At 38.1% G+C, this 25,529-nt stretch carries 26 protein-coding genes and 1 riboswitch; of the genes, 20 read left to right on the top strand and 6 right to left on the bottom strand.

Features of this window, described 5'->3' with window-relative positions:
* Window positions 1-31: 31 nt before the first annotated feature.
* A complete protein-coding gene (locus tag O3629_RS05970; protein ID WP_201037402.1) occupies window positions 32-1,657 on the bottom strand; it encodes an ATP-binding cassette domain-containing protein in 1,626 nt (541 codons plus the stop codon).
* Between the two features lie 205 nt (window positions 1,658-1,862).
* Here O3629_RS05970 and trpS point away from each other — a divergent pair, with 205 nt between their 5' ends.
* Together trpS and guaB are read left to right on the top strand one after the other, a co-directional pair.
* Entirely contained in the window at window positions 1,863-2,891 is a 1,029-nt protein-coding gene (trpS, locus tag O3629_RS05965; protein WP_049486041.1) for a tryptophan--tRNA ligase, read from the top strand.
* Between the two features lie 142 nt (window positions 2,892-3,033).
* Window positions 3,034-4,515 carry an IMP dehydrogenase gene (guaB, locus tag O3629_RS05960; RefSeq protein ID WP_003009220.1) on the top strand — a complete coding sequence of 494 codons (1,482 nt, stop codon included), beginning with the start codon at window positions 3,034-3,036 and terminating at the stop codon, window positions 4,513-4,515.
* 45 nt (window positions 4,516-4,560) lie between these two features.
* Here guaB and recF read toward each other — a convergent pair whose 3' ends face one another.
* On the bottom strand, window positions 4,561-5,655 hold the full coding sequence (gene recF, locus O3629_RS05955) for a DNA replication/repair protein RecF (protein ID WP_350012290.1): 1,095 nt from the start codon (window positions 5,653-5,655) through the stop codon (window positions 4,561-4,563).
* On the bottom strand, window positions 5,655-6,017 hold the full coding sequence (gene yaaA, locus O3629_RS05950) for a S4 domain-containing protein YaaA (protein WP_371608881.1): 363 nt from the start codon (window positions 6,015-6,017) through the stop codon (window positions 5,655-5,657). Before yaaA ends, recF begins: the two co-directional genes overlap by 1 nt.
* 155 nt (window positions 6,018-6,172) lie before the next feature.
* Here yaaA and yfmF point away from each other — a divergent pair, with 155 nt between their 5' ends.
* The 8 genes from yfmF to O3629_RS05910 all read left to right on the top strand — a co-directional run bounded on the left by yfmF (window position 6,173) and on the right by O3629_RS05910 (window position 12,958).
* Window positions 6,173-7,420, top strand: a complete 1,248-nt coding sequence (gene yfmF, locus O3629_RS05945) for an EF-P 5-aminopentanol modification-associated protein YfmF (RefSeq protein ID WP_371608887.1) — start codon at window positions 6,173-6,175, stop codon at window positions 7,418-7,420.
* A gap of 8 nt (window positions 7,421-7,428) precedes the next feature.
* The gene (gene yfmH / locus O3629_RS05940; RefSeq protein ID WP_371608880.1) at window positions 7,429-8,703 is read left to right on the top strand and encodes an EF-P 5-aminopentanol modification-associated protein YfmH; all 1,275 of its coding nucleotides are present in this window, start codon (window positions 7,429-7,431) and stop codon (window positions 8,701-8,703) included.
* A 26-nt stretch (window positions 8,704-8,729) separates the two neighbouring features.
* Window positions 8,730-9,137, top strand: coding sequence for a helix-turn-helix domain-containing protein (locus O3629_RS05935; RefSeq protein ID WP_023919990.1), 408 nt, complete (start codon window positions 8,730-8,732; stop codon window positions 9,135-9,137).
* A 31-nt stretch (window positions 9,138-9,168) separates the two neighbouring features.
* A complete protein-coding gene (gene pgsA, locus O3629_RS05930; protein WP_003009208.1) occupies window positions 9,169-9,708 on the top strand; it encodes a CDP-diacylglycerol--glycerol-3-phosphate 3-phosphatidyltransferase in 540 nt (179 codons plus the stop codon).
* Window positions 9,709-10,533 (top strand): energy-coupling factor transporter ATPase, encoded by an 825-nt coding sequence (locus O3629_RS05925; RefSeq protein ID WP_371608879.1) that lies wholly within the window; start codon window positions 9,709-9,711, stop codon window positions 10,531-10,533.
* Complete coding sequence (locus tag O3629_RS05920) at window positions 10,518-11,360, top strand: energy-coupling factor transporter ATPase (RefSeq protein ID WP_021154152.1); 843 nt, start codon at window positions 10,518-10,520, stop codon at window positions 11,358-11,360. The genes O3629_RS05925 and O3629_RS05920 overlap by 16 nt, the downstream gene beginning before the upstream one ends.
* Window positions 11,353-12,150 (top strand): energy-coupling factor transporter transmembrane protein EcfT, encoded by a 798-nt coding sequence (locus O3629_RS05915; RefSeq protein ID WP_024054768.1) that lies wholly within the window; start codon window positions 11,353-11,355, stop codon window positions 12,148-12,150. Before O3629_RS05920 ends, O3629_RS05915 begins: the two co-directional genes overlap by 8 nt.
* Before the next feature lie 157 nt (window positions 12,151-12,307).
* Window positions 12,308-12,958, top strand: coding sequence for a LysM peptidoglycan-binding domain-containing protein (locus tag O3629_RS05910; RefSeq protein ID WP_155168202.1), 651 nt, complete (start codon window positions 12,308-12,310; stop codon window positions 12,956-12,958).
* A 24-nt stretch (window positions 12,959-12,982) separates the two neighbouring features.
* On the opposite strand, the gene O3629_RS05905 is transcribed toward O3629_RS05910, so the two are convergent.
* The 3 genes from O3629_RS05905 to sdaAB are packed head-to-tail and all read right to left on the bottom strand — an operon-like array spanning window position 12,983 to window position 15,167.
* Entirely contained in the window at window positions 12,983-13,612 is a 630-nt protein-coding gene (locus tag O3629_RS05905) for an HAD hydrolase-like protein (RefSeq protein WP_070505962.1), read from the bottom strand.
* A gap of 1 nt (window position 13,613) precedes the next feature.
* A complete protein-coding gene (gene sdaAA / locus O3629_RS05900) occupies window positions 13,614-14,486 on the bottom strand; it encodes an L-serine ammonia-lyase, iron-sulfur-dependent, subunit alpha (RefSeq protein ID WP_371608878.1) in 873 nt (290 codons plus the stop codon).
* A 9-nt stretch (window positions 14,487-14,495) separates the two neighbouring features.
* On the bottom strand, window positions 14,496-15,167 hold the full coding sequence (sdaAB, locus tag O3629_RS05895) for an L-serine ammonia-lyase, iron-sulfur-dependent subunit beta (protein ID WP_003002135.1): 672 nt from the start codon (window positions 15,165-15,167) through the stop codon (window positions 14,496-14,498).
* A 228-nt stretch (window positions 15,168-15,395) separates the two neighbouring features.
* Between sdaAB and O3629_RS05890 the strand changes: the two genes are divergently transcribed.
* The 10 genes from O3629_RS05890 (at window position 15,396) to O3629_RS05845 (ending at window position 25,480) form a co-directional block, all read left to right on the top strand.
* Window positions 15,396-15,938 carry a LysM peptidoglycan-binding domain-containing protein gene (locus O3629_RS05890; protein ID WP_371608877.1) on the top strand — a complete coding sequence of 181 codons (543 nt, stop codon included), beginning with the start codon at window positions 15,396-15,398 and terminating at the stop codon, window positions 15,936-15,938.
* Window positions 15,939-16,142: 204 nt separating this feature from the next.
* Window positions 16,143-17,264: a tRNA 2-thiouridine(34) synthase MnmA gene (gene mnmA / locus O3629_RS05885; RefSeq protein WP_371608876.1), complete on the top strand. Its 1,122-nt coding sequence runs from the start codon at window positions 16,143-16,145 to the stop codon at window positions 17,262-17,264.
* 21 nt (window positions 17,265-17,285) lie between these two features.
* Entirely contained in the window at window positions 17,286-17,708 is a 423-nt protein-coding gene (locus O3629_RS05880) for an SseB family protein (protein WP_371608875.1), read from the top strand.
* Window positions 17,709-17,854: 146 nt separating this feature from the next.
* Window positions 17,855-18,310 (top strand): NUDIX hydrolase, encoded by a 456-nt coding sequence (locus O3629_RS05875; RefSeq protein ID WP_195327046.1) that lies wholly within the window; start codon window positions 17,855-17,857, stop codon window positions 18,308-18,310.
* Between the two features lie 8 nt (window positions 18,311-18,318).
* Window positions 18,319-20,229 carry a tRNA uridine-5-carboxymethylaminomethyl(34) synthesis enzyme MnmG gene (gene mnmG / locus O3629_RS05870; protein WP_023919976.1) on the top strand — a complete coding sequence of 637 codons (1,911 nt, stop codon included), beginning with the start codon at window positions 18,319-18,321 and terminating at the stop codon, window positions 20,227-20,229.
* Window positions 20,230-20,424: 195 nt separating this feature from the next.
* Window positions 20,425-22,404: a DHH family phosphoesterase gene (locus O3629_RS05865; RefSeq protein ID WP_201037412.1), complete on the top strand. Its 1,980-nt coding sequence runs from the start codon at window positions 20,425-20,427 to the stop codon at window positions 22,402-22,404.
* Complete coding sequence (gene rplI, locus O3629_RS05860; RefSeq protein WP_023919974.1) at window positions 22,401-22,853, top strand: 50S ribosomal protein L9; 453 nt, start codon at window positions 22,401-22,403, stop codon at window positions 22,851-22,853. Before O3629_RS05865 ends, rplI begins: the two co-directional genes overlap by 4 nt.
* Before the next feature lie 25 nt (window positions 22,854-22,878).
* A complete protein-coding gene (gene dnaB / locus O3629_RS05855) occupies window positions 22,879-24,237 on the top strand; it encodes a replicative DNA helicase (protein ID WP_014714093.1) in 1,359 nt (452 codons plus the stop codon).
* Between the two features lies 1 nt (window position 24,238).
* The gene (locus tag O3629_RS05850) at window positions 24,239-24,511 is read left to right on the top strand and encodes a Veg family protein (RefSeq protein WP_003009183.1); all 273 of its coding nucleotides are present in this window, start codon (window positions 24,239-24,241) and stop codon (window positions 24,509-24,511) included.
* A gap of 34 nt (window positions 24,512-24,545) precedes the next feature.
* A riboswitch (TPP riboswitch) is annotated at window positions 24,546-24,647 on the top strand.
* Between the two features lie 74 nt (window positions 24,648-24,721).
* A complete protein-coding gene (locus O3629_RS05845; RefSeq protein ID WP_155200082.1) occupies window positions 24,722-25,480 on the top strand; it encodes an ABC transporter permease in 759 nt (252 codons plus the stop codon).
* The last annotated feature ends 49 nt before the right edge of the window (window positions 25,481-25,529 follow it).

The raw sequence follows: 25,529 nt of genomic DNA, 5'->3' as shown, positions 1-25,529 counted from the left end.
CCTGAAATAATGATTTCAGGGCTCTTTATTTTTATGATTGACTCCAAAGTTCTTTCACTTTTGCTTGAACTTCTTCATTTTCAAGAAACTCATCATAGGTTTCATCAATACGATCGATTACGCCGTTTTTTGAAAGAACGATAATATGGTTGGCGAGTGTTTGAATGAATTCGTGGTCATGGCTAGCAAAGATAATCGATTCTTTAAAATTCTTCAATCCATCATTCAAACTTGAGATAGACTCCAAATCCAAGTGATTGGTTGGATCATCAAGTACAAGAACATTTGACTTGAGGAGCATCAATTTAGACAACATGACACGAACTTTTTCTCCCCCTGACAAGACGTTGACAGACTTGTTAACTTCGTCACCCGAAAAGAGCATACGCCCTAAGAAACCACGAAGGAAAGTATTGTCATCTTCTTCTTTACTTGCAAATTGACGAAGCCAATCAAGAATACTTTCACCACCTGCAAAATCACGATTGTTGTCTTTTGGTAGATATGATCGACTAGTTGTAACTCCCCACTTGACAGTTCCTTCATATTCAATATCATCCATCAATGCACGGATCAAAGCGGTTGTTTGAATATCGTTCTGTCCGATAAGGGCGGTTTTGTCACCAGGACGTAAGATAAAGCTGATATTGTCAAGGATTTTTTCTCCATCAATCTTGACAGAAAGATTTTCAACTGTCAAGAGATCGTTACCAATTTCTCGTTCTGCCTTAAAGTTGATAAATGGGTACTTCCGACTAGAGGGAACAATTTCTTCAAGTTCAATCTTGTCAAGCATTTTTTTACGCGAAGTTGCTTGTTTTGATTTTGAAGCGTTGGCTGAGAAACGCGCGACAAACTCTTGTAATTGTTTAATTTTTTCTTCAGCTTTTGCATTTCTATCTGCTTGTAATTTTGCTGCAAGTTCAGAAGATTCTTTCCAGAAATCATAGTTTCCGACGTAAAGTTTAATTTTTCCAAAGTCAAGATCCGCCATATGGGTGCAGACTTTATTCAAAAAGTGGCGGTCATGGGATACAACGATAACCGTATTTTCAAAATCAATCAAAAAATCTTCTAACCAGGTAATGGATTGAATATCCAATCCATTGGTCGGCTCGTCCAAAAGAAGGACATCTGGTTTACCAAAAAGGGCTTTAGCTAAGAGAACTTTCACTTTATCCCCATTGGCTAACTCGCTCATAGTTTGGTAATGAAGGTCTTCTGAAATATTTAGATTTTGAAGCAATTGAGATGCTTCACTTTCTGCTTCCCATCCACCAAGTTCGGCAAATTCACCTTCAAGTTCAGCTGCACGGACACCATCTTCATCAGAGAAATCTTCTTTCATGTAGATAGCATCTTTCTCTTTCATAATGTTGTAGAGCTTTTCATTTCCCATAATGACAACATCGATGACCCGCTCGTCTTCGTAGTCAAAGTGATTTTGACGCAAAACAGACAAACGTTCATCAGGGCCAAGAGAAATATGACCAGTTGTTGGTTCAATATCTCCAGCTAAAATTTTTAAAAAGGTTGACTTTCCAGCACCGTTGGCACCGATGAGACCGTACGTATTTCCTTCTGTAAAGTTGATATTGACATCGTCAAACAATTTTCGATCACTAAAACGTAGTGAGACGTCTGATACTGTAAGCAATGATTTTCTCCTCTTTCTATAATGTCTTCATTTTACTAGAAAATAGGGGAAAATTCAACTTTTTTACTGTCAATTTGTTTTTACAACTATGTAAACTAAATTGACAGTTTAGTAAAGTGTTAATTCCTTACAAACATAGAGGATAGACTAACATTTTCAACTAGAAAGTGCTATAATGATAGGAATAACGATTAAGGAGAAGAGTATGACAAAACCCATCATTCTGACAGGAGATAGACCAACAGGAAAACTCCATATTGGCCACTATGTAGGTTCTTTAAAAAATCGCGTCTTGTTACAAAATAAAGACGAGTATAATATGTTTGTTTTCCTAGCAGACCAGCAAGCTTTGACAGACCATGCAAAAGATCCAAAAACGATTGTAGAATCTATTGGTAATGTTGCCTTGGATTATCTTGCAGCTGGACTAGATCCTGAAAAAGTTACGATTTTCATTCAAAGTCAGATTCCTGAATTAGCGGAATTGACCATGTATTACATGAATCTTGTATCTTTGGCGCGACTTGAAAGAAACCCAACTGTAAAAACCGAGATTTCTCAAAAGGGTTTTGGTGAGAGTATACCTACAGGATTTTTGGTATACCCTATTTCGCAAGCAGCCGATATCACAGCCTTTAAAGCGAATTTTGTTCCAGTAGGAAATGATCAAAAGCCTATGATTGAGCAAACTCGTGAGATTGTTCGTTCCTTTAATCATGCATACAACACAGATACTTTGGTGGAACCGGAAGGAATTTATCCTGAAAATGAAGCAGCGGGGCGCTTACCTGGTTTAGATGGAAATGCTAAAATGTCTAAATCATTGAATAATGGAATTTACCTAGCTGATGATGCGGATACTTTAAAGAAAAAAGTGATGAGTATGTATACCGATCCGGATCATATTAAAGTAGAGGATCCAGGAAAAATCGAAGGCAATATGGTATTTCATTACCTGGATGTATTTGGCCGTCCAGAAGATGTAGCTGAAATTGCAGAAATGAAAGAACATTATCAACGTGGTGGACTTGGTGATGTAAAGACCAAACGATATCTTTTAGAAATTTTAGATCGTGAATTAAGACCAATTCGTGAAAGACGACTTGAGTTTGCAAAGGATATGGGTGAGGTCTACTCTATTCTTGAAAAAGGAAGTGAGCGCGCTCGAAATGTAGCAGCTCAAACACTGGATGAAGTAAAATCTGCGATGGGAATTACCTATTTTAAAAAATAAAACGACTTCATTAAAAGCGAACATTTCTTACTGTTCATTGATAATTTACCAATAAATGATTGACAAATTGCCATAGAATGGTATGATATTAACAATAAAAATTCGAGCCTTGCTCAAATAAAAAGAAAAGAGGATCCAGCTAATGTCTAATTGGGACACAAAGTTTTTAAAAAAAGGGTTTACATTCGATGACGTGCTTTTGATTCCAGCAGAAAGTCACGTATTGCCTAATGATGCAGATTTAAGTACACAATTAGCAAGTAATTTACGCTTGAATATCCCAATCATTACTGCTGCCATGGACACAGTGACTGAAAGTCAAATGGCAATTGCTATGGCACGTGCTGGTGGACTTGGTGTTATCCATAAAAACATGTCAATTGAGCAACAGGCAGATGAAGTACGCAAAGTAAAACGCTCTGAAAATGGGGTTATCATTGATCCGTTCTATTTGACTCCGTCTCATACAATTGCAGAAGCAGATGAGTTGATGGGACGATACCGAATCAGTGGTGTTCCTGTTGTTGAAACACTTGAAAATCGTAAATTAGTTGGTATCCTTACAAACCGGGATTTGCGTTTTATTTCTGATTACAATCAACCCATTTCAAATCATATGACGAGTGAAAATTTGGTGACCGCACCAGTTGGAACTGATTTGGAAACAGCTGAACGCATTCTACAAGAGCACCGTATTGAAAAATTACCATTGGTAGATGAAAATGGTCGTCTTTCTGGCTTGATTACAATCAAAGATATTGAAAAAGTTATTGAGTTTCCAAATGCGGCTAAGGATGAATTTGGTCGTTTGCTTGTGGCTGGTGCCGTAGGGGTTACTTCAGATACTTTTGAACGTGCAGAAGCTCTTTTTGAAGCTGGTGCAGATGCTATTGTCATCGATACTGCTCATGGACATTCTGCGGGTGTTCTTCGTAAGATTGCAGAAATTCGTGCTCACTTCCCAGATCGTACCTTGATTGCAGGAAATATTGCAACCGCTGAAGGTGCTCGTGCATTATTTGATGCAGGGGTAGACGTAGTTAAGGTCGGAATTGGTCCAGGATCAATCTGTACAACTCGTGTTGTTGCAGGGGTTGGTGTTCCTCAAGTGACTGCCATTTATGATGCAGCAGCTGTAGCTCGTGAATATGGAAAAACGATCATTGCTGATGGTGGTATCAAGTATTCAGGAGATATTGTCAAAGCACTCGCAGCTGGTGGAAATGCAGTAATGCTTGGCTCAATGCTTGCAGGTACAGATGAAGCACCTGGTGAAACAGAAATCTTCCAAGGTCGTAAATTTAAAACATACCGTGGTATGGGATCTATTGCAGCAATGAAGAAAGGTTCTAGCGACCGTTACTTCCAAGGATCTGTCAATGAAGCCAATAAATTAGTCCCTGAAGGAATTGAAGGACGCGTTGCTTATAAAGGTTCTGTAGCAGATATGGTCTTCCAAATGATCGGTGGTATTCGTTCAGGTATGGGTTATGTTGGTGCAGCAACCATTCAAGATTTACATGATCATGCACAATTTGTCGAAATGAGTGGCGCCGGATTGAAAGAAAGCCATCCTCATGATGTGCAAATTACAAACGAGGCTCCTAACTACTCGGCACAATAAATTTACACATTTGTAAATAAAAACAACAGCATCTTGACAGTATTGTCAAGATGCTGTTTTGATATGACCGGCTTGAACAGTGAAAATTTTCAACTCTTCAGGCAGTTCTTTTAAATGATCAAGAGTGGTCGTTGTAATAAATGTTTGAATATTATTAGAGATGGTTTCAAGTAGTTGAAGTTGACGATAATTGTCAAGTTCGCTCATGACATCGTCAAGTAATAAAATAGGCTTTTCTCTTGTGATTTCTTCCATTAATTCAATTTCTGCTAATTTTAGAGAGAGAACAACACTTCGATGCTGGCCTTGACTACCAAAGGTAGCATTCATATTATTGATAAAAAATGCCAAATCATCCCTGTGAGGCCCAATACTTGTTGTTTTCCTAAAAATATCCTTCTGACGGTTTTTTTCCAACATAGAGAGAAACTGCTCTTCTATATCATTTCCTTCTTCAGAAAAAACAGTTGACTGATATTGAATTGATAGGTCTTCTTTGTTGTCAGAAAGTCGAGTATGTTTTTCTTTTGCTTTAGCTTCTAATTTTTTAATAAACTCAAGCCGATGATGGATGACGCGACTTCCAAAACTAGCTAGTTGTGAATCTAAGACCTCCAAAAATGTAGCATCAATTTTTTCCGAATTTTTTAGATAACTATTTCTTTGTTTCAGTACATGGTTGTATTGAGATAAGTCAGATAAGTAGAGAGGTTTCATCTGACCTAATTCAATGTCAATAAACTTTCGACGCCCTGCAGGTGATCCTTTGATCAGTTGCAAATCTTCGGGTGCGAAAAGGACAACATTCATATGGCCAATATAGTTCGATAATTTGGCTTGTTTCAAATGATTTACCTTAGTTATCCGACCTTTTGGTGTCAAGGAAATTTCTAATGGAAGGGGACCAGTTTCTCTTTGTAATTGACCAGACACTTTAAAATCGGTAGATTCAAAATAGATGAGATCTCTATCATTTCGTGTTCGATGACTTCTGGTTAAAGCTAGAAAATAAATTGATTCGAGAATATTGGTCTTTCCTTGAGCATTTTGACCTAGGAAAATATTTAATCCAGGATGAAACTCGACTTCTAGTTCTTGATAATTACGAAAATTTTGAATGGATAAGTGTTTTAACCACATTACGAGATACCAGGAAAGCGAATCGCTTTTTCTTTTTTGTTAGACTTTTTCGGTTGTTTCTTTTGTTGTTGATTGAGTTGCTTGACAAGTTTAGCAACACGTTCCTTTTCTTCCTTGTCTTTAAGATGCTCTTCTATTTCTTCTTGAGAAGGTTCAAGAATGGTGATAGTTATGCTCAGTTCAGGAATGTCAATTTGATCATTGACACGAAGTTTACGGCCTCTCCGTTGTTCTGATTCACCATTAACAAAGACTTCTTTTTCTTGAAGAAAGGCTTTGATTGCACCACCACTCTGTATAATACCGAGTTCTTTTAAGATTGCTTGTAATGTAATAAAATTATCAAATAATTTGTAATTCATAGTTCACCTCTTTGCGTGTTATTATACCATATTTTTAGTTTTTCTAGGGTAGAGAATGTTGAGTGATTTGAGGAGCTTTTTCACAGTTTGAATTAGGATTTTAGTGTGATTTCGTGTTATAATGAAAGTTACTATTGAGTAGAACGAGGATGAAAATGGAATTAGTAAAGGGCGTGAATCTTCACTTTCTTCAATCAAAAAAATTTAAAACCAATAAAATTAAGGTCCGTTTTTCATCGCCATTAGATGAAAATACCGTGGCTGCGCGTGTTTTAGTAGCCTGTATGATGGAAACTGCAAATCAAAAATATCCAACTTCTCAATTATTCCGTGAAAAATTAGCGAGTCTATACGGGGTAGAATTGTCAACCTCAGTCTCTAAGAGGGGGCGTGTTCATTATGTTGATTTGAATATTTCCTTTGTGCGCGATGATTTTTTAAGCAAAAAAAATGTTCTTACTGATGAGGTTTTGGACATTATAGAAATCATCTTCTTTTCACCTTTGGTAGTAGCAGATTACTTTGACAGTGATACATTTGAGGTTGAAAAGAAAAATACGATTTCCGATTTGGAGTCGGAAATTGAAGAGCCTTATTATTATGCCCATGGGCAATTGAATCAACTATTTTTTGAAGACGAAACAATCGGGATATCAAGATTGGGAAAAGTTGATTTAGTGAGACAAGAGACAGCTCAAAGTTCTCTTTCACAGTTTCATCAGATGCTTCATTTCGATAACATTGACTTCTTTTTCATAGGCGATTTTAATGAAGTCGCTATTGTAGATCGAGTGAATAGTTTTGAATTTAAGCCACGTGATAACAATTTGTCTGTCACCTATCAACAACCTTTTACAAATGTCGTTAGAGAAAAGTTAGAGCAAAAACACAATCAACAATCTATTTTAGAATTAGGTTACCATTTCTCTACCCAGTATGGAGACCCTCTCCATATTCCACTTGTTGTATTGAATGGGATGCTGGGAGCATTCTCGCATTCAAGACTTTTTCAAACAATTCGTGAGAAAGAAGGTCTCGCTTATACCATCTCTAGCCATTTTGATATTTTCACAGGCTTTATGAGAGTTTTTGCAGGCATTGATAAGGAATCTCGTACGAAAGTAATGACCTTGATTATGAGACAGTTGAATGATTTAAAACGAGGCAAGTTTACAGAGTCAGAGCTTCAATTGACAAAAGAAATGTTGGTGAATACGACCTTATTAGCACAGGATCGGCAAAATACCTTGATTGAAAGGGAATATCTGAAAACGATCCTAGGAACGAAAGTCCTTTCTTTAGAAGAGTGGTTAGAATCCATCGATAAGGTTAGTAGAGAAGAAATTATTGAAGTGGCAAAAACAATTAATTTACAGTCTGTTTATTTTATGGAAGGAAAGTAGTGTAAAGATTGAAAATTAAAGAAAAATATTATGAATCAGTTGGTGAGCAAGTTTACTTTACACGCTTGTCAAATGGGTTGACTATTCATTTAATTCCCAAAGAAGATTATTATGAAACCTATGGAATAATCACAACTAAGTTTGGCTCAGTGGATACACGAATTCTAGTGAATGGTCATGAAAGGCAATATCCTGCAGGAATTGCTCATTTTCTAGAACACAAAGTATTTGAAGATGAAAATGGTCAAGATTATTTAAAAAAATTCGTTCATTTAGGATCGGAAAGTAATGCCTTTACAAGCTTTACAAAGACAAGTTATCTTTTCTCAACAACTTCAAAGGTCCCTGAAAATATTCAATTGTTATTGGAGATGGTTTCAAAGGTTTCCTTTACAGAAAAATCTGTATCTAAGGAAAGAGAAATCATTCAACAAGAAATTGGAATGTACCAAGATAGTCCAGACTATCGATTATTTTTTGGTGCTTTAGAAAATTTATATCCTGGAACACCGTTAGCAGATGATATTGCTGGGACTAGGGAGTCTATTTCTGACATTACAATAGATAATCTCCGTGAAAACTTTGATCTATTCTATCATCCCTCTCAAATGCACTTATTAGTGATCGGAAACTTTGATGTTGATGAAGTATTGCAAGTAGTAAAGAAATATGATCTAGTTCCTCCTCATCCATCTGTGGAGTTAGAACGTTTTCCTGTAGAAAAAAATGAAGTAAAATTGAATCAATCTTGTAGAATGGAAGTTGCTACTCCTAAGTTGGCAATTGGAATTCGAGGAAATGATATCATTAAGGAAGAGGAAAAATTTCGTTATAAATTGATGTTGAAATTACTGTTTTCGATGATGTTTGGTTGGACTTCGCAACGGTTTCAAAGTTTATATGAAGCTGGGAAGATTGACAACTCATTGACACTTGAAGTCGAGGTTGAGGAATTATTTCATTTCATTATTTTGACAATGGATACTCAAGAACCGGTGTCCTTATCTCATCAATTTAGGTCAGCAATCAAACAATTTGAGAAGGATCCAGATGTCAATCAGGAACATTTGGATACGATTAAAAGCGAAATGTTTGGTGATTTCTTACAAGGTTTAAATTCGCTTGAGTATAGTGCCACTCAGTTTGAATATTTTTCAGACGGTAGCACTTCTTATGATCTTCCAAAGATTTTACAAGGTATTAGTTTACAAGATATCATCAAATTAGGACGTCAGTTCATCGACCAGGCTGAGATGGTTGACTATATGATTTTTCAAAAGTAGTAAACAATGTATCAAGAAGGGAAAACATGAAGAAGAGAACGATTGGTCAAGTGTTAAGACTGTCAAGAGTAAATTTACACTTAAGTTTACAGGATGTGTCAAATAAGACAGCCATTGAAATTCCTTATATAGAAGCGTTGGAAAACGATGAGTTTGATCTATTACCGAGTCCCTTTTACGCTCAGATCTATCTTAAAAAGTTAGCATGGGCTTTGGGATTAGATGAGTCCATCCTATTGACAGCTTTTCGTGAAGGAAAAGAATTGTTATTTGATGAAGAAATACTTGTAGATGACGAAGAGCTTCATTCAAGAAAATTAAGACAGAAAGCGAGCTGGTTACCAATCCTGTATTATCTACTAGTTAGTTTTGTCATCCTTGGCTTTGTGATTTATATCGTATATTTTTATGAGTTTACAGCATCTGTAAAATAGATGTAAAGATAGTTTATTTTTTGGAGGAAGTATGAAAAAAGAAAATATTCCTAATGCATTGACATTAATTCGGGTTGTAATGATTCCTATTTTTATTGCTATTTTAAGTTTAAGTCACTCTTACTTAGGACATATTGTAGCGGCAGTTATTTTTGCAATTGCTAGTATTACAGATTATTTAGATGGCTTTCTTGCACGTAAATGGAATGTAGTGAGTAATTTTGGTAAATTTGCCGATCCAATGGCAGATAAATTATTGGTCATGTCAGCCTTTATCATGATGATTGAATTAAAAATGGTTCCTGCTTGGATTGCAGCCGTTATCATTTGTCGTGAGTTAGCTGTTACTGGTTTGCGTCTTCTACTTGTTGAGACAGGTGGTACAGTTCTTGCTGCAGCCATGCCAGGAAAAATTAAAACCTTTAGCCAAATGTTTGCCATTATCTTTTTGCTTTGCCATTGGACACTTCCAGGGCAAGTGTTGCTTTATATTGCATTGATTTTCACAATTTATTCTGGTTACGACTACTTTAAGGGAAGTAGCTATCTCTTTAAAGACACATTTAAATAAATGAAACAGATGATTGAGCTAAAAAATGTATCCTTTCGATACGATAAAACAGTAGAAGAGTATCAAATTGACACGGTTTCGTTTCACGTGAAACAAGGAGAGTGGCTTTCGATTGTTGGACACAATGGTAGTGGGAAATCTACAGTTGTACGCCTGATTGATGGCCTTTTGGAAGCTGAGTCTGGTGAGATTTACGTTGATGGAAAACAACTGACTCGTGAGACCATATGGGAAATCCGTAGTAAAATTGGGATTGTATTTCAGAATCCTGATAACCAATTTGTTGGTGCGACAGTAGAAGATGATGTTGCCTTTGGTTTAGAAAATCAAGGAATTCCACGGGAAGAAATGTTTCAACGTGTGGAGAAGGCTATTGAGCAAGTTGGTATGCTGGAGTTTAAAGATCGCGAACCATCTCGTTTGTCAGGTGGTCAAAAGCAACGGGTGGCTATAGCAGGTATTATCGCCTTGAGACCAACTATTATTATCCTTGATGAAGTAACTAGTATGTTAGATCCAGAAGGTAGAGAGGATCTAATGGCGGTAATGAGAGAACTTCAGAAAAAATTTCAATTAACAATTATCTCCATTACCCATGATTTAACCGAAATTGCCTTAAGTGATCGAACACTCGTGTTTCAAAAAGGAAAACTAGAGTCTTCTATGACGCCGCGGGAATTGTTTTCAAGAAATGACCTCAATGAGATTGGACTAGATAAGCCTTTTAGTAAGCAGGTTCAAGAATCTCTCAGCTCGCATTTTCCGCTAAAACAGGATTATCTAACAGAAAGTGAGTTATTAGACCAATTATGGGAATCTCTTTAAAGAATGTCTATTATACTTATCAAGAGGGAAGTCCTTTTGAAGGGCAGGCGCTTTCTGATATTAGTTTGGAAATAAAAGATGGATCTTATACAGCCATTATCGGGCATACTGGTAGTGGCAAGTCTACTTTGTTGCAATTACTAAATGGTTTACTGCGTCCGACTAAAGGAACGATTCAATTTGAAGATTTTGTTTTAGATAATCATTCTGAGCCAAAAGAAATGAAGTACCTGAGAAAAAAGGTTGGTTTGGTTTTTCAATTTCCAGAAAGTCAGCTGTTTGCAGAAACCGTTCTAGCTGATGTAGCCTTTGGACCACAGAATTTTGGGGTACCTAAGGACAAAGCGGAGGAAATAGCCAAAGAAAAATTAGCGATCGTTGGTTTAGAAGAGTCTATCTATGATAAAAGTCCATTTGAACTATCTGGTGGACAGATGAGACGGGTTGCGATCGCAGGTATTTTAGCTATCGAACCAGAGATTTTAGTATTGGACGAGCCAACAGCAGGTCTAGATCCTGCTGGAAGAAAGGAATTGATGGCGCTGTTTGAGACATTACATAAAAATGGGATGACCCTAGTTCTGGTAACTCATACGATGGATGATGTAGCAAATTTTGCTGATACTGTATTTGCTTTAGAAGCGGGAAAACTTGTCCTAAACGGATCCCCAAGGGAAGTGTTTCAACAGGTTGAGTATTTACAAAAACTTCAATTAGGAGTCCCACAAATTACGAATTTTGCTCTTCAATTGAAACGAAGAGGACTTCCTCTGGACAGACTACCAATCAAAATTGAGGAACTAAAGGAGCTGTTACTTCATGAATAATATGATTTTGGGAAGGTATATTCCTGGAAACTCCATTATCCACCAACTAGATCCTCGTGGGAAGTTGCTCTCAATGTTTTTATTCATATTTCTTCTGTTTTGGGCAAATAATATCCAGACAAATGTTCTTCTCTTTGGTTTTATTTTTGTTTTAATGTATCTAACGAGGATTTCGGTTAGTTTTTATATTAAAGGCTTAAAATCAATGATTTTTATCATTGCTTTTACAACTATTTTTCAATTATTTGCGACCTCTCAAGGAACTATTTTGTATCAATGGTGGTTTTTTAAATTAACCGACCAAGGATTGATGCAAGCCGCCATCATATTTTGTAGATTTATTTTAATTATTTTTTATTCGACGATTTTAACAGTGACGACGACACCATTGAGTTTAGCAGATGCTGTTGAAAAGATCCTTACACCACTAAAAATTATTAAGGTTCCGGCTCATGAGATTGGGTTAATGCTATCTATGAGTTTGCGCTTTGTTCCAACCTTAGTAGATGATACGAATCGAATCATGAATGCGCAAAGGGCGCGTGGTGTTGATTTTGGTGAAGGAAATCTATTAAAAAGGATCCGTTCCTTTATTCCGATCCTCATTCCTCTATTTGCTTCTAGTTTTAAACGCGCAGATGCATTAGCAATTGCGATGGAAGCGAGAGGGTACAAAGGCGGTGAGGGACGAACACGCTATCGGACTCTGCAGTGGGGAGTAAAAGATACCCTAGCATTGCTCGTTATTCTGTGTCTCATGTTGATAGTTTTTTATCTAAAAAATGGATAGAGCTAGTTGTATTGGTTCAAAAATAAGGAAAAAGCGCTATACAAAGCGCTTTTTACATTAAATTCACATATTCTTGTAACATTTGTAATATATTCTACAATAAACTGTAACATTTTGTGTGTATGATAGAATTATGTTCGAAAGGAGAATAGAATTCATGAACAGTAAAAAGTTCCAATGGACAGTCACTTCCCTACTTTCAGCAGCATCACTTTTCATTTCTGGTATTGCTACAGTGAATGCTGAAACTTACGAAGTGAAGTCTGGAGATACTCTATCAAAAATTGCACTAGAAAATAACACTTCAGTAGAAAATATTATTGCATCTAACAATCTGACCAATGAAGATTTGATCTATGCAGGACAAATTATTGAGTTAGGTGAGCGTTCAAAATCTATGATTGATAAAGTTGCTCCACAAGAGCAAGCAAAACCTGCTGAAAGTGCACCTACAGCAACTGCAACAGCACAAACTGCTCAAAAACAAACAACTTATGCAGCAAATGCTGCAGTGACTTCTGCACAATCAACAAATGGTGGAATTGTTCTATCAAATGGGAATACTGCTGGAGAACAAGGATCTTATGCAGCTGCTCGTATGGCTGAAATGACTGGCGTACCTGCTTCTACTTGGGAAGCAATTATTGCCCGTGAATCAAATGGTCAAGTAAATGCAGCAAATGCTTCTGGTGCTAGTGGGTTGTTCCAAACAATGCCAGGTTGGGGTTCAACTGCAACAGTTGATGATCAAATCCAGTCTGCATACAATGCATATAGCTCACAAGGTTTATCAGCTTGGGGTTATTAAAAAATAGGTTTACAATTTGTAAACCTATTTTTTTAATGTCTCAAGAATATCAAGTGGAGAGTGACAAATAAAATCTGGTGAGTAAAGAAGTAGCTCTTCAAGATCTCCAAATCCCCAAGTGACTGCCATGGTTTTTATACCAACTGCTTGACCTCCAATGAGGTCAAATTTTGTGTCCCCAATAATCACTGTCTCCTCTTTTGGAAGGTCATTGCTTGACAAGGCGTATCGAATGACATCGGCTTTGTGGATACGATCTGAATTTGATCCATAAATTCCTTTAAAGTATTTAGCGATACCTAAATCTTGACACATCTGTAAAGCAACTGGTTCATGTTTTGAAGTGGTTACATAAAGAGGAATGTTTTCGTCTTGTAATGCTTTCAAAGCTTCTACTATCTGAGGAAACAGAGTTGATTTGTATTGACCTTTTTCATGATAATACTGGCGATAGATCGTCACTGCTTGATCTACCAAAGCTTCAGGAAGAGTAGCTTCAAAACTAGAAATCAAAGGTGGTCCCATAAAACTACGGATGGTTTTGAGATCGGGTTGAGGAACCTTCAAAGTATCGAATGTATGTTGAAAGCTCTCTGTAATTCCCTTGGAACTGTCAACTAATGTTCCATCTAAATCAAAAAATAAGGCTTGCATGTTATTCTCCAAATATCTCTTTTTGTAATCTACGTCCGGTCGGTGTTGCTGCCAATCCTCCTTCAGCTGTTTCTCTAAAGGCAGTCGGAAGACTAGAACCAACTTGGTACATGGCGTCAATAACTTCATCCACAGGTATTTTTGATTCAATACCTGCTAAGGCCATATCAGCAGCAATGAAGGCATAGCTGGCTCCCATTGCGTTTCGTTTGACACATGGAACTTCCACGAGTCCTGCTACTGGATCACAAATGAGGCCAAGCATGTTTTTGATGACAAAACCGACTGCCTGACTCGCTTGATAAGGAGTTCCCCCAGCAGCTAGTGTCAATGCAGCCGCACTCATAGCTGAAGCAGAACCGACTTCTGCTTGACAACCACCTTCTGCACCTGAAATAGAAGCATTATTGGCGATGACTAAACCAAAAGCTCCAGCTGTCAGTAGAAAATCTAATTGTTGCTGACGGTTTAACCCTAATTTTTGAGTTGCTGCAGTGAGAACTGCGGGAAGGCAGCCAGCAGATCCTGCAGTGGGTGTTGCGCAGACCAGTCCCATTTTAGCATTGTGTTCGTTGACAGCAATAGCATTCTTCGCTGCGGTTAGGACGGTCAAGTCAGATAACGTTTTCCCTGATTTGATATAGCGATCTAATTTTGCGGCATCCCCACCAGTTAACCCACTACGAGAGTGGTTTTCATTTAACCCTAACTTTACAGAATCAATCATCACTTCTAAATTACGGGTCATTAATCGTAGGACTTCTTCTCGTTCACGACCAGTTAGTTCAAATTCAGTTGCAATCATTAACTCTGCGACGTTTCCTTGGTATTGCGTGCTTGCTTGTTCTACGAGGTCTACAATTGAATAAAACATATGAACTCCTTATTTGAAAAAGTTGACATTATGAAGATGAGGAATTTTACGGATATCTTCGATCGCTGCTTCACAACTCCTTGAGTCAACTTCTATAATCATAATCGCTTTTTCTCCAGCTTTTTCCCGTGTTACATTCATTTGTGCAATGTTAATATCATAGCGAGAAAGAGCTTCTGTTACATGGGCGATCATTCCAGGGACGTCCTGGTGAACAATGATAATGGTTGGAGTATTCATATTTAGCGAGATAGCAAAGCCATTTAACTCAGTAACCTGTATGTTGCCGCCACCAATTGAGATTCCAGTGACAGAAATCGTTTTATGATCATTTTTAACAGTAATAGTCGTTGTGTTTGGGTGAGGAGCATTGCTTTCTTTTTGAATAGACCAAACAATCCGAATGCCTCGTTCATGTGCAATTTTTAGACTATCTGGGATTCTAGGATCATCTGTGTCCATTCCTAAGATGCCCGCTACTAAGGCTAAATCTGTTCCATGACCACGATAGGTTTTGGCGAAGGAATTAAATAATTGGAACTCAACTTCTTTTGGTTCCTCTCCAAAGATAGAAGAAACAATTTTACCAATTCGAACAGCACCTGCAGTGTGACTACTGGATGGGCCGATCATCACAGGTCCAATAATATCAAAAACTGATTGGAATTTTAAAGAGTTCATGCTCTGCTCCTTTGTGATCACTTTACTTCATTATATCAGATATGGCTGATGATTTCTTCTATTTTTCCCGAAATATCTGAGAAATCTTAAAGGGGGCTTAAAGCATTTATATTATCCTGGATTTTTAGTATTTCTAACATCTGACTGAAATATTTGACACATTATTTCAATAAATATGAAATATTTCTTGTGTAGTATAGAGGTATACCAATAAAGGAGTACATAATAATGAATAAAAAACAAATGATGAAACGAATTATTGGACTTAGTTTACTTGCAGGACTTTTCCTTCCAATTGTAGCGAATGCAGATTCTTATACTGTAAAATCAGGTGATACTTTATCAGCTATTGCTAAAGAGAAAAACACAACGGTTGATGCGATTGCTAAGAAAAATAAGATTAGTAACGTGAATCTCATCTCAGTTGGACAAGTTCTTGAGATTGAAGATGCAAATACAACGCAGAAAACTACGGAGCAAGCTCCTGCTAGTAAAACTGATACTACACAAGTAACAACTACTGTCTCTGCTTCAGATGGCTTGAGTGCGGAAGATGCAGCTGCTAAGGAATGGATTGCCCAAAAAGAGTCAAGTGGTAGTTATACAGCACAAAATGGCCAATATTATGGTCGTTACCAATTGACTATCACTTATTTGAATGGTGATTTATCACCTGCAAACCAAGAAAAAGTGGCCAATCAATATGTTGTCAACCGTTATGGATCATGGTCAGCAGCTAAAAATTTCTGGTTAGCAAATGGTTGGTATTAAATTCGTTTGAAAAGAGTTCTTGAATAGGACTCTTTTTAAATTTACAGACCTGTAAACCCATCGATCCTGATCAACAAAAAGAATAGTAAGATGCTTGTTTTCTAATATAAAGCGTGTTAAAATGGTAACTGCTCAAAACGACCTTCAATCGTTAAAGCAAACCACGACCTTCAATCGTGAGAAACGAAAAGATGGGAGAAATCTATGAGTGATAACTCGAAAATACGTGTTGTTGTTGGTATGAGTGGTGGTGTGGATTCATCTGTAACAGCTTTATTATTAAAGCAACAGGGTTACGATGTCATCGGCATCTTCATGAAAAACTGGGACGACACAGACGAAAATGGCGTCTGTACGGCTACAGAAGATTACAAAGATGTAGCAGCGGTTGCAGACCAAATTGGCATTCCTTACTATTCTGTCAACTTTGAGAAAGAATACTGGGATCGTGTCTTTGAATATTTCCTTGCTGAATACCGAGCTGGTCGAACACCAAATCCGGATGTCATGTGTAATAAGGAAATCAAATTTAAGGCCTTTTTAGATTATGCTATGACACTCGGTGCAGATTATGTAGCGACAGGGCACTATGCGCGCGTGGCGCGTGATGAGGATGGCATTGTCCATATGTTACGTGGCGTTGACAACGGGAAGGATCAAACTTATTTCTTAAGCCAACTGTCACAAGAACAACTTCAAAAAACCATGTTCCCATTGGGACATTTGGAAAAGCCTGAGGTTCGCCGTCTAGCTGAAGAAGCTGGATTGGCAACAGCTAAAAAGAAAGACTCAACTGGAATTTGCTTTATCGGAGAAAAGAATTTCAAAGAATTTCTAGGGAACTACCTTCCTGCCCAACCAGGTCGAATGATGACCATCGATGGACGAGATATGGGTGAACATGCTGGTTTGATGTATTACACAATCGGTCAACGGGGTGGACTTGGAATTGGTGGCCAACAAGGTGGAGACAATGCTCCATGGTTTGTAGTTGGGAAAGACCTCAGTCAAAATATTCTTTATGTCGGTCAAGGCTTCTACCATGAAGCATTGATGTCAACAAGTTTACAGGCTAGTCAAGTTCACTTTACACGAGATATGCCAGAAGAGTTTACATTAGAGTGTACAGCTAAGTTCCGCTATCGTCAACCAGATTCTAAGGTAACTGTACACGTTAAAGGTGACAAGGCAGAAGTGGTTTTTGCAGAACCTCAACGAGCCATTACACCAGGACAAGCTGTTGTTTTTTACGACGGTGAAGAGTGTCTAGGCGGTGGCTTGATTGACAATGCTTATCGGGATGGAAAAGTTTGTCAGTATATTTAGAATTTTCTAGGAGGAACGAAAGTGTTTCAGTTCTTTAAGAAAAAAATAGAGAACACAAAGACTATCTCTGATTATAAGAAACAATATTTGAGGGAAAAAACGACGGAGTCAATTGAAGCTTTGTTCAAGGAATTGAAGAAATCTAAAGTTTGGGTTCCCTTTAATGCTTCTTTAATGGATGGGAGTGACGAACAAGAAGGTATTCGTCTAAAACCGGATATTCTACGAAAGGGAGACGACTACTTTTATCCTTGTTTCTTGACGGAACAGGATATTCCTAAAGATTATTACGATCGTTTTTCTTGGCTGCAAATACCTTTTACGGACTGTTTATTTACTGCAGAAAGGATAGGAAAGTTTCCAGTGAGAGGGATTGTTCTAGATGCATTCTCTGATCCAGTTGAGATTGACAAAGGAGTTTTTGAAGCAATCCGTCAGTGTTAGTATATTTAAATTGACAAATTTTCTCAATTTGCTACAATAATAAAAGCAATAGAAATGATGGTCAAAGCTCATGGATGTTGCAGGCTTTTTTGTCCTGCACTTCTCAGAGTTTTGACTATTTTTGTGTGATTTCGAAAGGAAGTAAAATGAGGCAACAGGATTTTCGAACGAAAATAGGTTCTACTGTTTTTGGTGTGAGGGCGACTGCTTTGATTGTAAAAGATAATCGCTTGTTCGTCATAGAAGATGAGGACGGCTGTTATACAATCGGAGGTGCTATTCAAGTCAATGAAACTACAGAGGATGCTGTAGTTCGGGAAGTCAAAGAGGAACTTGGTGTCACATCTACAGCAGGTCCGTTAGCTTTCGTGGTTGAAAATCACTTTGAACAAGCTGGAATCCACTACCATAACATTGAATTTCATTATTTGGTGGACTTGCTAGAAGATGCACCTTTGGTCATGCAGGAAGATACCAAGCAATTACCTTGCCGTTGGATTGCTTTCGATGATTTACACACTGTTGACCTGAAACCGGCCTTTTTAAAATCAGCCCTACCAGAATGGGACGGAAAATTACGACACATCCATCTTGAGAAATAGGAGAAAAAATGACTTATAATTTTATTGAAGAATACGATATCATTGTAATCGGTGCGGGACATGCGGGGGTAGAAGCCTCCCTAGCTGCTAGCCGTATGGGTTGTAAGGTCTTACTTGCGACTATTAACATTGAAATGCTGGCTTTTATGCCTTGTAATCCCTCTATTGGTGGTTCCGCTAAGGGGATTGTCGTGCGTGAAGTCGATGCCCTCGGTGGAGAAATGGCGAAGAATATCGACAAGACCTACATCCAAATGAAAATGCTCAATACTGGTAAAGGTCCTGCGGTTCGTGCACTTCGGGCTCAAGCAGACAAAGAACTTTACTCAAAAGAAATGCGGAAAACGGTTGAAAATCAAGAAAATTTAACTCTTCGCCAAACTATGATTGATGAGATTTTGGTGGAGAATGGTAAGGTTGTTGGTGTAAGGACTGCAACTCACCAAGAATATGGAGCAAAGGCTGTTATTGTCACTACTGGGACAGCTTTACGCGGAGAAATTATCATTGGAGATCTCAAGTATTCGTCAGGACCTAATCATAGTCTAGCTTCTATCAATTTGGCCGATAATCTCAAACAGCTAGGATTAGAAATTGGACGTTTCAAAACAGGGACGCCACCTCGTGTAAAGGCGTCGTCAATTAATTATGACGAAACGGAAATTCAACCCGGAGATAAAGCTCCAAATCATTTTTCTTATACATCGCGTGATGAAGATTATGTAAAGGATCAGGTTCCTTGTTGGTTAACTTATACGAATGGGCATAGCCATGAGATTATCCAAAATAATTTACACCGGGCACCTATGTTTACAGGGGTTGTAAAGGGAGTAGGTCCTCGCTATTGTCCGTCCATTGAGGATAAAATTGTCCGTTTTGCTGACAAAGAGCGTCATCAACTATTTTTAGAACCTGAGGGACGAAATACAGAAGAAGTCTATGTTCAAGGGCTGTCAACGAGTTTACCAGAGGATGTTCAACGGGATCTCGTCCATTCTATTAAGGGACTTGAGAAGGCAGAAATGATGCGAACGGGTTATGCAATTGAGTATGATATGGTTTTGCCTCATCAATTGCGCTCAACTTTGGAAACTAAGAAAATTTCAGGTCTCTTTACAGCTGGCCAAACCAATGGAACGTCTGGCTATGAGGAGGCTGCTGGTCAAGGGATTATTGCAGGGATCAATGCGGCTCTAAAAATCCAAGGAAAACCAGAACTCATTTTGAAACGCAGTGATGGTTATATTGGGGTCATGATCGATGACTTGGTAACAAAGGGAACGATCGAACCGTATCGTTTGTTAACAAGCCGTGCAGAATACCGTCTGATTTTGCGTCATGATAATGCCGATATGCGCTTGACAGAAATGGGACGAGCAATTGGATTGGTAGATGATGAACGTTGGCAACGTTTCGAAACCAAGAAGTATCAGTTTGAAAACGAGATGAAGCGTTTGGATAGCATTAAGTTAAAGCCTGTAAAGGAAACCAATGAGAAGGTTGCTGCAATGGGCTTTAAACCATTGACAGATGCTGTCACTGCTAAAGAATTCTTGCGAAGACCAGAAGTCTCTTACCAAGATGTGGTAGAATTTATCGGTCCTGCAGCTGAAGAACTGGATGATAAAATCATTGAATTGATTGAAACTGAAATTAAATACGAAGGCTATATCTCAAAAGCAATGGACCAAGTCGAAAAAATGAAGCGTATGGAAGAAAAACGAATTCCTGCGAATATTGACTGGGATGATATTGACTCTATTGCAACCGAAGCGCGTCAAAAATTTAAATTAATTAATCCAGAAACGATTGGTCAAGCAAGTCGTATCTCAGGTGTCAATCCAGCGGATATCTCTATTTTAATGGTTTACTTGGAAGGTAAATCTCGGAGTATCTCCAAAAACAAAGCAAACCACTAATCAAATGGGGCTGAGATGATGTTTCAGCCTCAATTTTATGGATTGAAATCTGTTGTTGCTGTTTACACAGTTGTAAACCTTGTTTACAAAGTAGTGAAGTGGAGGAAGAGCTTTTTGCTGGTCGATTTTCTCTGTAATATAGAGAGAAACCTCGCTTTTTACCTCTATTTATGGTATAATTCCGAGAAGAGGTTTATGATGAAAAAATTTCGTTTATCGTTCATCCATTATGTGTTAATTGGTTTTATTTCATTTGCAATTTTAGCAATTTTTTTAAGAATCTTTGGCAAAGGCTATGTAACTCTCATTGCAATTTTTTTAGTCTTAGCTGGATTGATTGCTTTATTTGAATACCAGTTACAAATTTCAGAGTTAGATGAATTAGAACAAATACAATATGTTAACCATCAGGCAGAAAGCGGATTAGCATCCCTCCTTGATAAAATGCCTGTTGGAGTTATCAAGATTAATGAAGAATCAAATGAAGTAGAGTGGTTCAACCCTTATGCTGAATTGATTTTTTCAACAGATGATGGGGACTTTGATGTTGAATCATTGAAAAAATTACTCAATACTTTGTTTGAGGATAAAGGTCATTATGTCACGGTAGCCGATAAGAAATATTCTGTTTACTTTGATCAGACAGCTAGTGTTGTTTACTTTTTTGATGTATCTAGTGAGTATGAGGCAACAGTTGGCTTGGTGACAACTCGTCCTGTTATCGGTATTATCTCTGTTGATAATTATGATGATCTGGAAGATGTCATTTCAGACTCTGATATTAGCAATATCAATAGTTTTATTGCCAACTTTGTAGAAGAGTTTACAGCTCGCTACCATATGTTTTACAGACGTGTGGGAATGGACCGTTTCTATTTGTTTACAGATTACACGGTCTTGGAACAATTGATGGAATCGAAGTTTTCAGTCATCGATAAATTCCGAGAAGAGGCAAAAAATCGTGAACTTCCAATTACCCTAAGTATGGGATTCTCGTATGGTGATGGAGAGCATGATGAAATAGGTAAAGTAGCTCTCTTGAACCTGAACCTTGCGGAAGTTCGTGGTGGGGATCAAGCAGTAGTCAAAGAAAATGATGAACAGAAAAACCCTATTTTCTTTGGTGGTGGAACAGCTTCAGCTGTGAAGCGGACTCGGACTCGCACACGCGCTATGATGACAGCTATTTCGGATAAAATTAAATCCGTTGATCAAGTCTTCATTGTTGGACATAGAAACTTGGATATGGATGCTTTAGGAGCGTCTGTGGGAATGCAGTTTTTCTCTAGCAATATTTTGGCCTCCTCTTATGTGGTCTATGACCCGCATGCAATGGCTAGTGATATTTCAAGAGCGATTGCGAAACTAGAAGAAGAGCAGGTGACGAAAATCCTTCCCCTAGAGGAAGCCATGCAAATGGTGACGGATCGCTCTTTGTTAATTATGGTTGACCATTCTAAGACGGCCTTGACTCTTTCAAAAGAGTTTTATCAGGAATTTCAACAGATTATTGTCATTGACCATCACCGTCGGGATGATGATTTCCCTGAAAATGTTCTGATCACCTATATTGAAAGTGGAGCAAGTAGTGCGAGCGAATTGGTTAGTGAACTTATTCAGTTCCAGAAGTCGAAGAAAAATCGGTTAACGAAGATTCAAGCTAGTGTCTTGATGGCTGGGATTATGCTGGATACTAAGAACTTCTCCGCACGTGTTACGAGTCGGACCTTTGATGTGGCGAGTTACCTTCGTTCAAGAGGTAGTGATAGTGTAACCATCCAGGAGATCTCTGCGATTCAGTTTGATGAGTACCGCGAAGTGAACGAACTGATCTTGACTGGTGAAAAGATTTTGCCGCATATCATCGTAGCTTGTGCCAATACGACTAAAGCCTATGATTCAGTAACTATTAGTAAAGCAGCTGATAGTATGCTGGCCATGTCTGAGGTGGAAGCAACCTTTGTCATTGCTTGTAATCAAAGTGGGACTGTCTCGATTTCTGCACGAAGTCGAAGCAAAGTCAATGTACAGCGTATCATGGAACAGCTTGGCGGAGGAGGTCATTTCAACTCGGCAGCCTCTCAAATTGAGGGTCAAGATTTGATGAGTATTCGTCAACAACTGATTGAGACTATTGAAAACGAAGTAACTATTGAAAAGGAGAATGTAGAATGAAAGTTATTTTCTTAGCGGATGTAAAAGGTAAAGGTAAAAAAGGCGAAATTAAAGAAGTACCTACTGGTTATGCACAAAACTTTTTGATCAAGAAAAATCTTGCGAAAGAAGCCAATGCCCAAGCAATCGGTGAACTTCGTGGAAAGCAAAAGTCAGAAGAAAAAGCGCATGCTGAATTGTTAGCGGAAGCGCAAAAGATTAAAGCAAAATTAGAAGAAGAAGCAACTGTTGTTCAATTCACTGAAAAAATTGGGCCAGATGGCCGTACTTTCGGCTCTATTACCAATAAAAAGATTGCAGAAGAACTTGAGAAACAATTTGGCATTAAGATTGATAAACGTCATATCCAAGTTTCCACTCCGATTCGTTCAACAGGTTTGATTGACGTCCCTGTAAAAATTTATCAAGATGTTACAGGTGTGATTAATATTCGTGTAAACGAAGGGTAAACACGATCGATAGAAAGGTTTTTTTATGGCTGAGATAGAGGAATTACGAACACAACCTCAAGATATCCAAGCTGAACAATCAGTGTTGGGAGCCATTTTTATTGATGAGGGGAAATTGGTCTTTGTTCGTGAATATATCGAGCCTGGCGATTTCTTTAAGTACTCGCACCGTTTGATTTTTAAAGCCATGATCGATCTAGCTGACCGCGGGGATGCGATTGATGCGACGACTGTTCGAAATATTTTAGATAGTCAGGGGGATCTCCAAAATATTGGCGGTCTCTCCTATTTGGTAGAAGTCATTAATTCGGTACCAACTTCAGCTAACGCAGAGTATTACGCGAAAATTGTTGCCGAAAAAGCTGTTTTACGTCGATTGATCTCTCGATTAACGGAAAGTATTAATCAAGCTTATGATGGTGCAAGTCCTTCAGATGAAATCATTGCGGGTGCTGAAAAAGCTCTGATTGATGTTAGTGAAAACGCAAATCGTAGTGGATTTAAAAATATTCGAGACATCTTGAATATAAATTTTGGTAGCTTGGAAGCCCGCTCTCTTCAAACCTCTGATATTACGGGTATTGCGACAGGCTATCGCGATTTGGACCATATGACGACAGGGCTACATGAGGAAGAGTTGATTATTTTAGCGGCTCGTCCTGCAGTAGGGAAAACAGCCTTTGCTCTAAATATTGCTCAAAATATCGGGACAAAGTTGGATAAGACAGTGGCTATTTTCTCATTAGAAATGGGTGCTGAGAGTTTGGTTGACCGGATGTTAGCAGCTGAAGGTTTGATTGAATCCCATTCGATTCGTACAGGTCAATTGACGGATGAAGAGTGGCGGAAATATGCCATTGCTCAAGGAAATTTGGCCAATGCGAGTATTTACATCGATGATACCCCAGGAATTCGGATCACTGAGATTCGTTCGAGAGCAAGAAAATTAGCGCAGGAAACAGGGAATCTCGGTCTTATTCTGATTGACTACCTGCAGCTGATTACAGGGACTGGAAGAGAAAACCGTCAACAGGAAGTTTCAGAAATTTCTCGTCAGTTAAAGATTTTGGCTAAGGAACTAAAAGTTCCCGTTATTGCTTTGAGTCAGCTATCACGTGGTGTGGAACAGCGCCAAGACAAACGTCCTGTTCTTTCTGATATTCGTGAATCTGGATCGATTGAGCAGGATGCGGATATTGTTGCTTTCTTGTACCGTGATGATTATTATGATCGAGCTGGTGAAGAGGAAGAAGATGGAATGCCTAATAATACGGTTGAAGTGATTATCGAGAAAAACCGTTCAGGTGCGCGTGGGACAGTCGAATTAATATTCCAAAAGGAATACAATAAATTCTCAAGTATTTCAAAGAGAGAGGATCAATAAGATGAGTGATGCATTTACAGATGTTGCAAAAATGAAAAAAATTAAGGAAGAAATCAAGGCCCATGAAGGACAAGTGGTTGAAATGACGCTTGAAAATGGACGGAAACGTCAAAAAAATAAATTTGGACGCTTGATTGAGGTCTATCCTTCTTTATTTATTATCGAGTATACGAACGACAATAGCTTACCAGGTGAACCAGCCAATACATACGTGGAGTCTTACACCTATTCAGATATTTTAACAGAGAAGAATTTAATTCGTTATTTGGATTAATTTCTTGCTTTTATCGTCTAAATCAGTTATTATAATAAATACATATGGGAGTCTGTGTACAGTCTGAGAGGAAGTGTAAGCTTCGACCGCACCTGATCTGGGTAATGCCAGCGTAGGAAACAAATGAAATGTATTTTTCGTTATGAGTGACCTTGTGCAATACGTCTCCTATTTTGGAGGCGTTTTTTATTTGTGAGAAAGGAGGTTACGATGTCTCTTGTAAAAAGATATTCAAAACAGTTGATAGGATTTGCAGGTTTTAGCAGCCTTCTTATCTTATGGCAGTTAGCAGGATTTTTAAATGTCCTCCCAAAATTTGTATTACCAACGCCACTTGAAATTGGGAATGCCTTTGTACGAGATCGAGCTCTCCTGATTCATCACAGTTTGTCTACCCTTCAAGTGGCCTTGATCGGACTTGTTATAGGGGTTCTTCTTGCTGCTGGCTTTGCGATTCTCATGGATAGTTTTCAATGGGTGAATGATCTGGTCTATCCTTTTATGGTTGTTATTCAAACCATTCCGACGATTGCCTTGGCCCCTATCCTGGTTCTTTGGTTTGGTTATGGTATGCTTCCAAAACTGGTTTTGATCATTATTACGGTGGTATTTCCCATCGTAGTTAGTTTCTTAGATGGTTTTCGGCATTGCGATCAAGACATTCTGAGATTGTTTCAGATTATGCAAGCCAATCGCTTTCAGACCTTAGTTCATTATAAAATTCCTGCAGCGCTTCCTTATTTTTTTGCAGGCTTACGTGTGAGCGTTTCCTATGCTTTTATCAGTACGGTAGTTTCAGAATGGTTAGGAGGTTTTGATGGATTGGGGGTCTATATGATCCAATCGAAGAAGTTATTTCAGTATGATACGATGTTTGCGATCATTGTATTGATTTCTGCTATTAGTTTACTCGGTATGTTTCTCGTTGACCAATTAGAAAAAAACATTCTAAAATGGAAAAAGGATTGACAAACTTGTAAATGGTGTAAAAATTAAATTGACAAAAATGTAAAAGAGG

The sequence above is a fragment of the Streptococcus sp. 27098_8_12 genome (genome assembly GCF_041432115.1).
GTDB classification, from domain to species: domain Bacteria; phylum Bacillota; class Bacilli; order Lactobacillales; family Streptococcaceae; genus Streptococcus; species Streptococcus parasanguinis_V.
The sequence above is the reverse complement of the archived record's forward strand: the minus strand, read 5'-3'. Positions and strand labels throughout refer to the sequence as shown.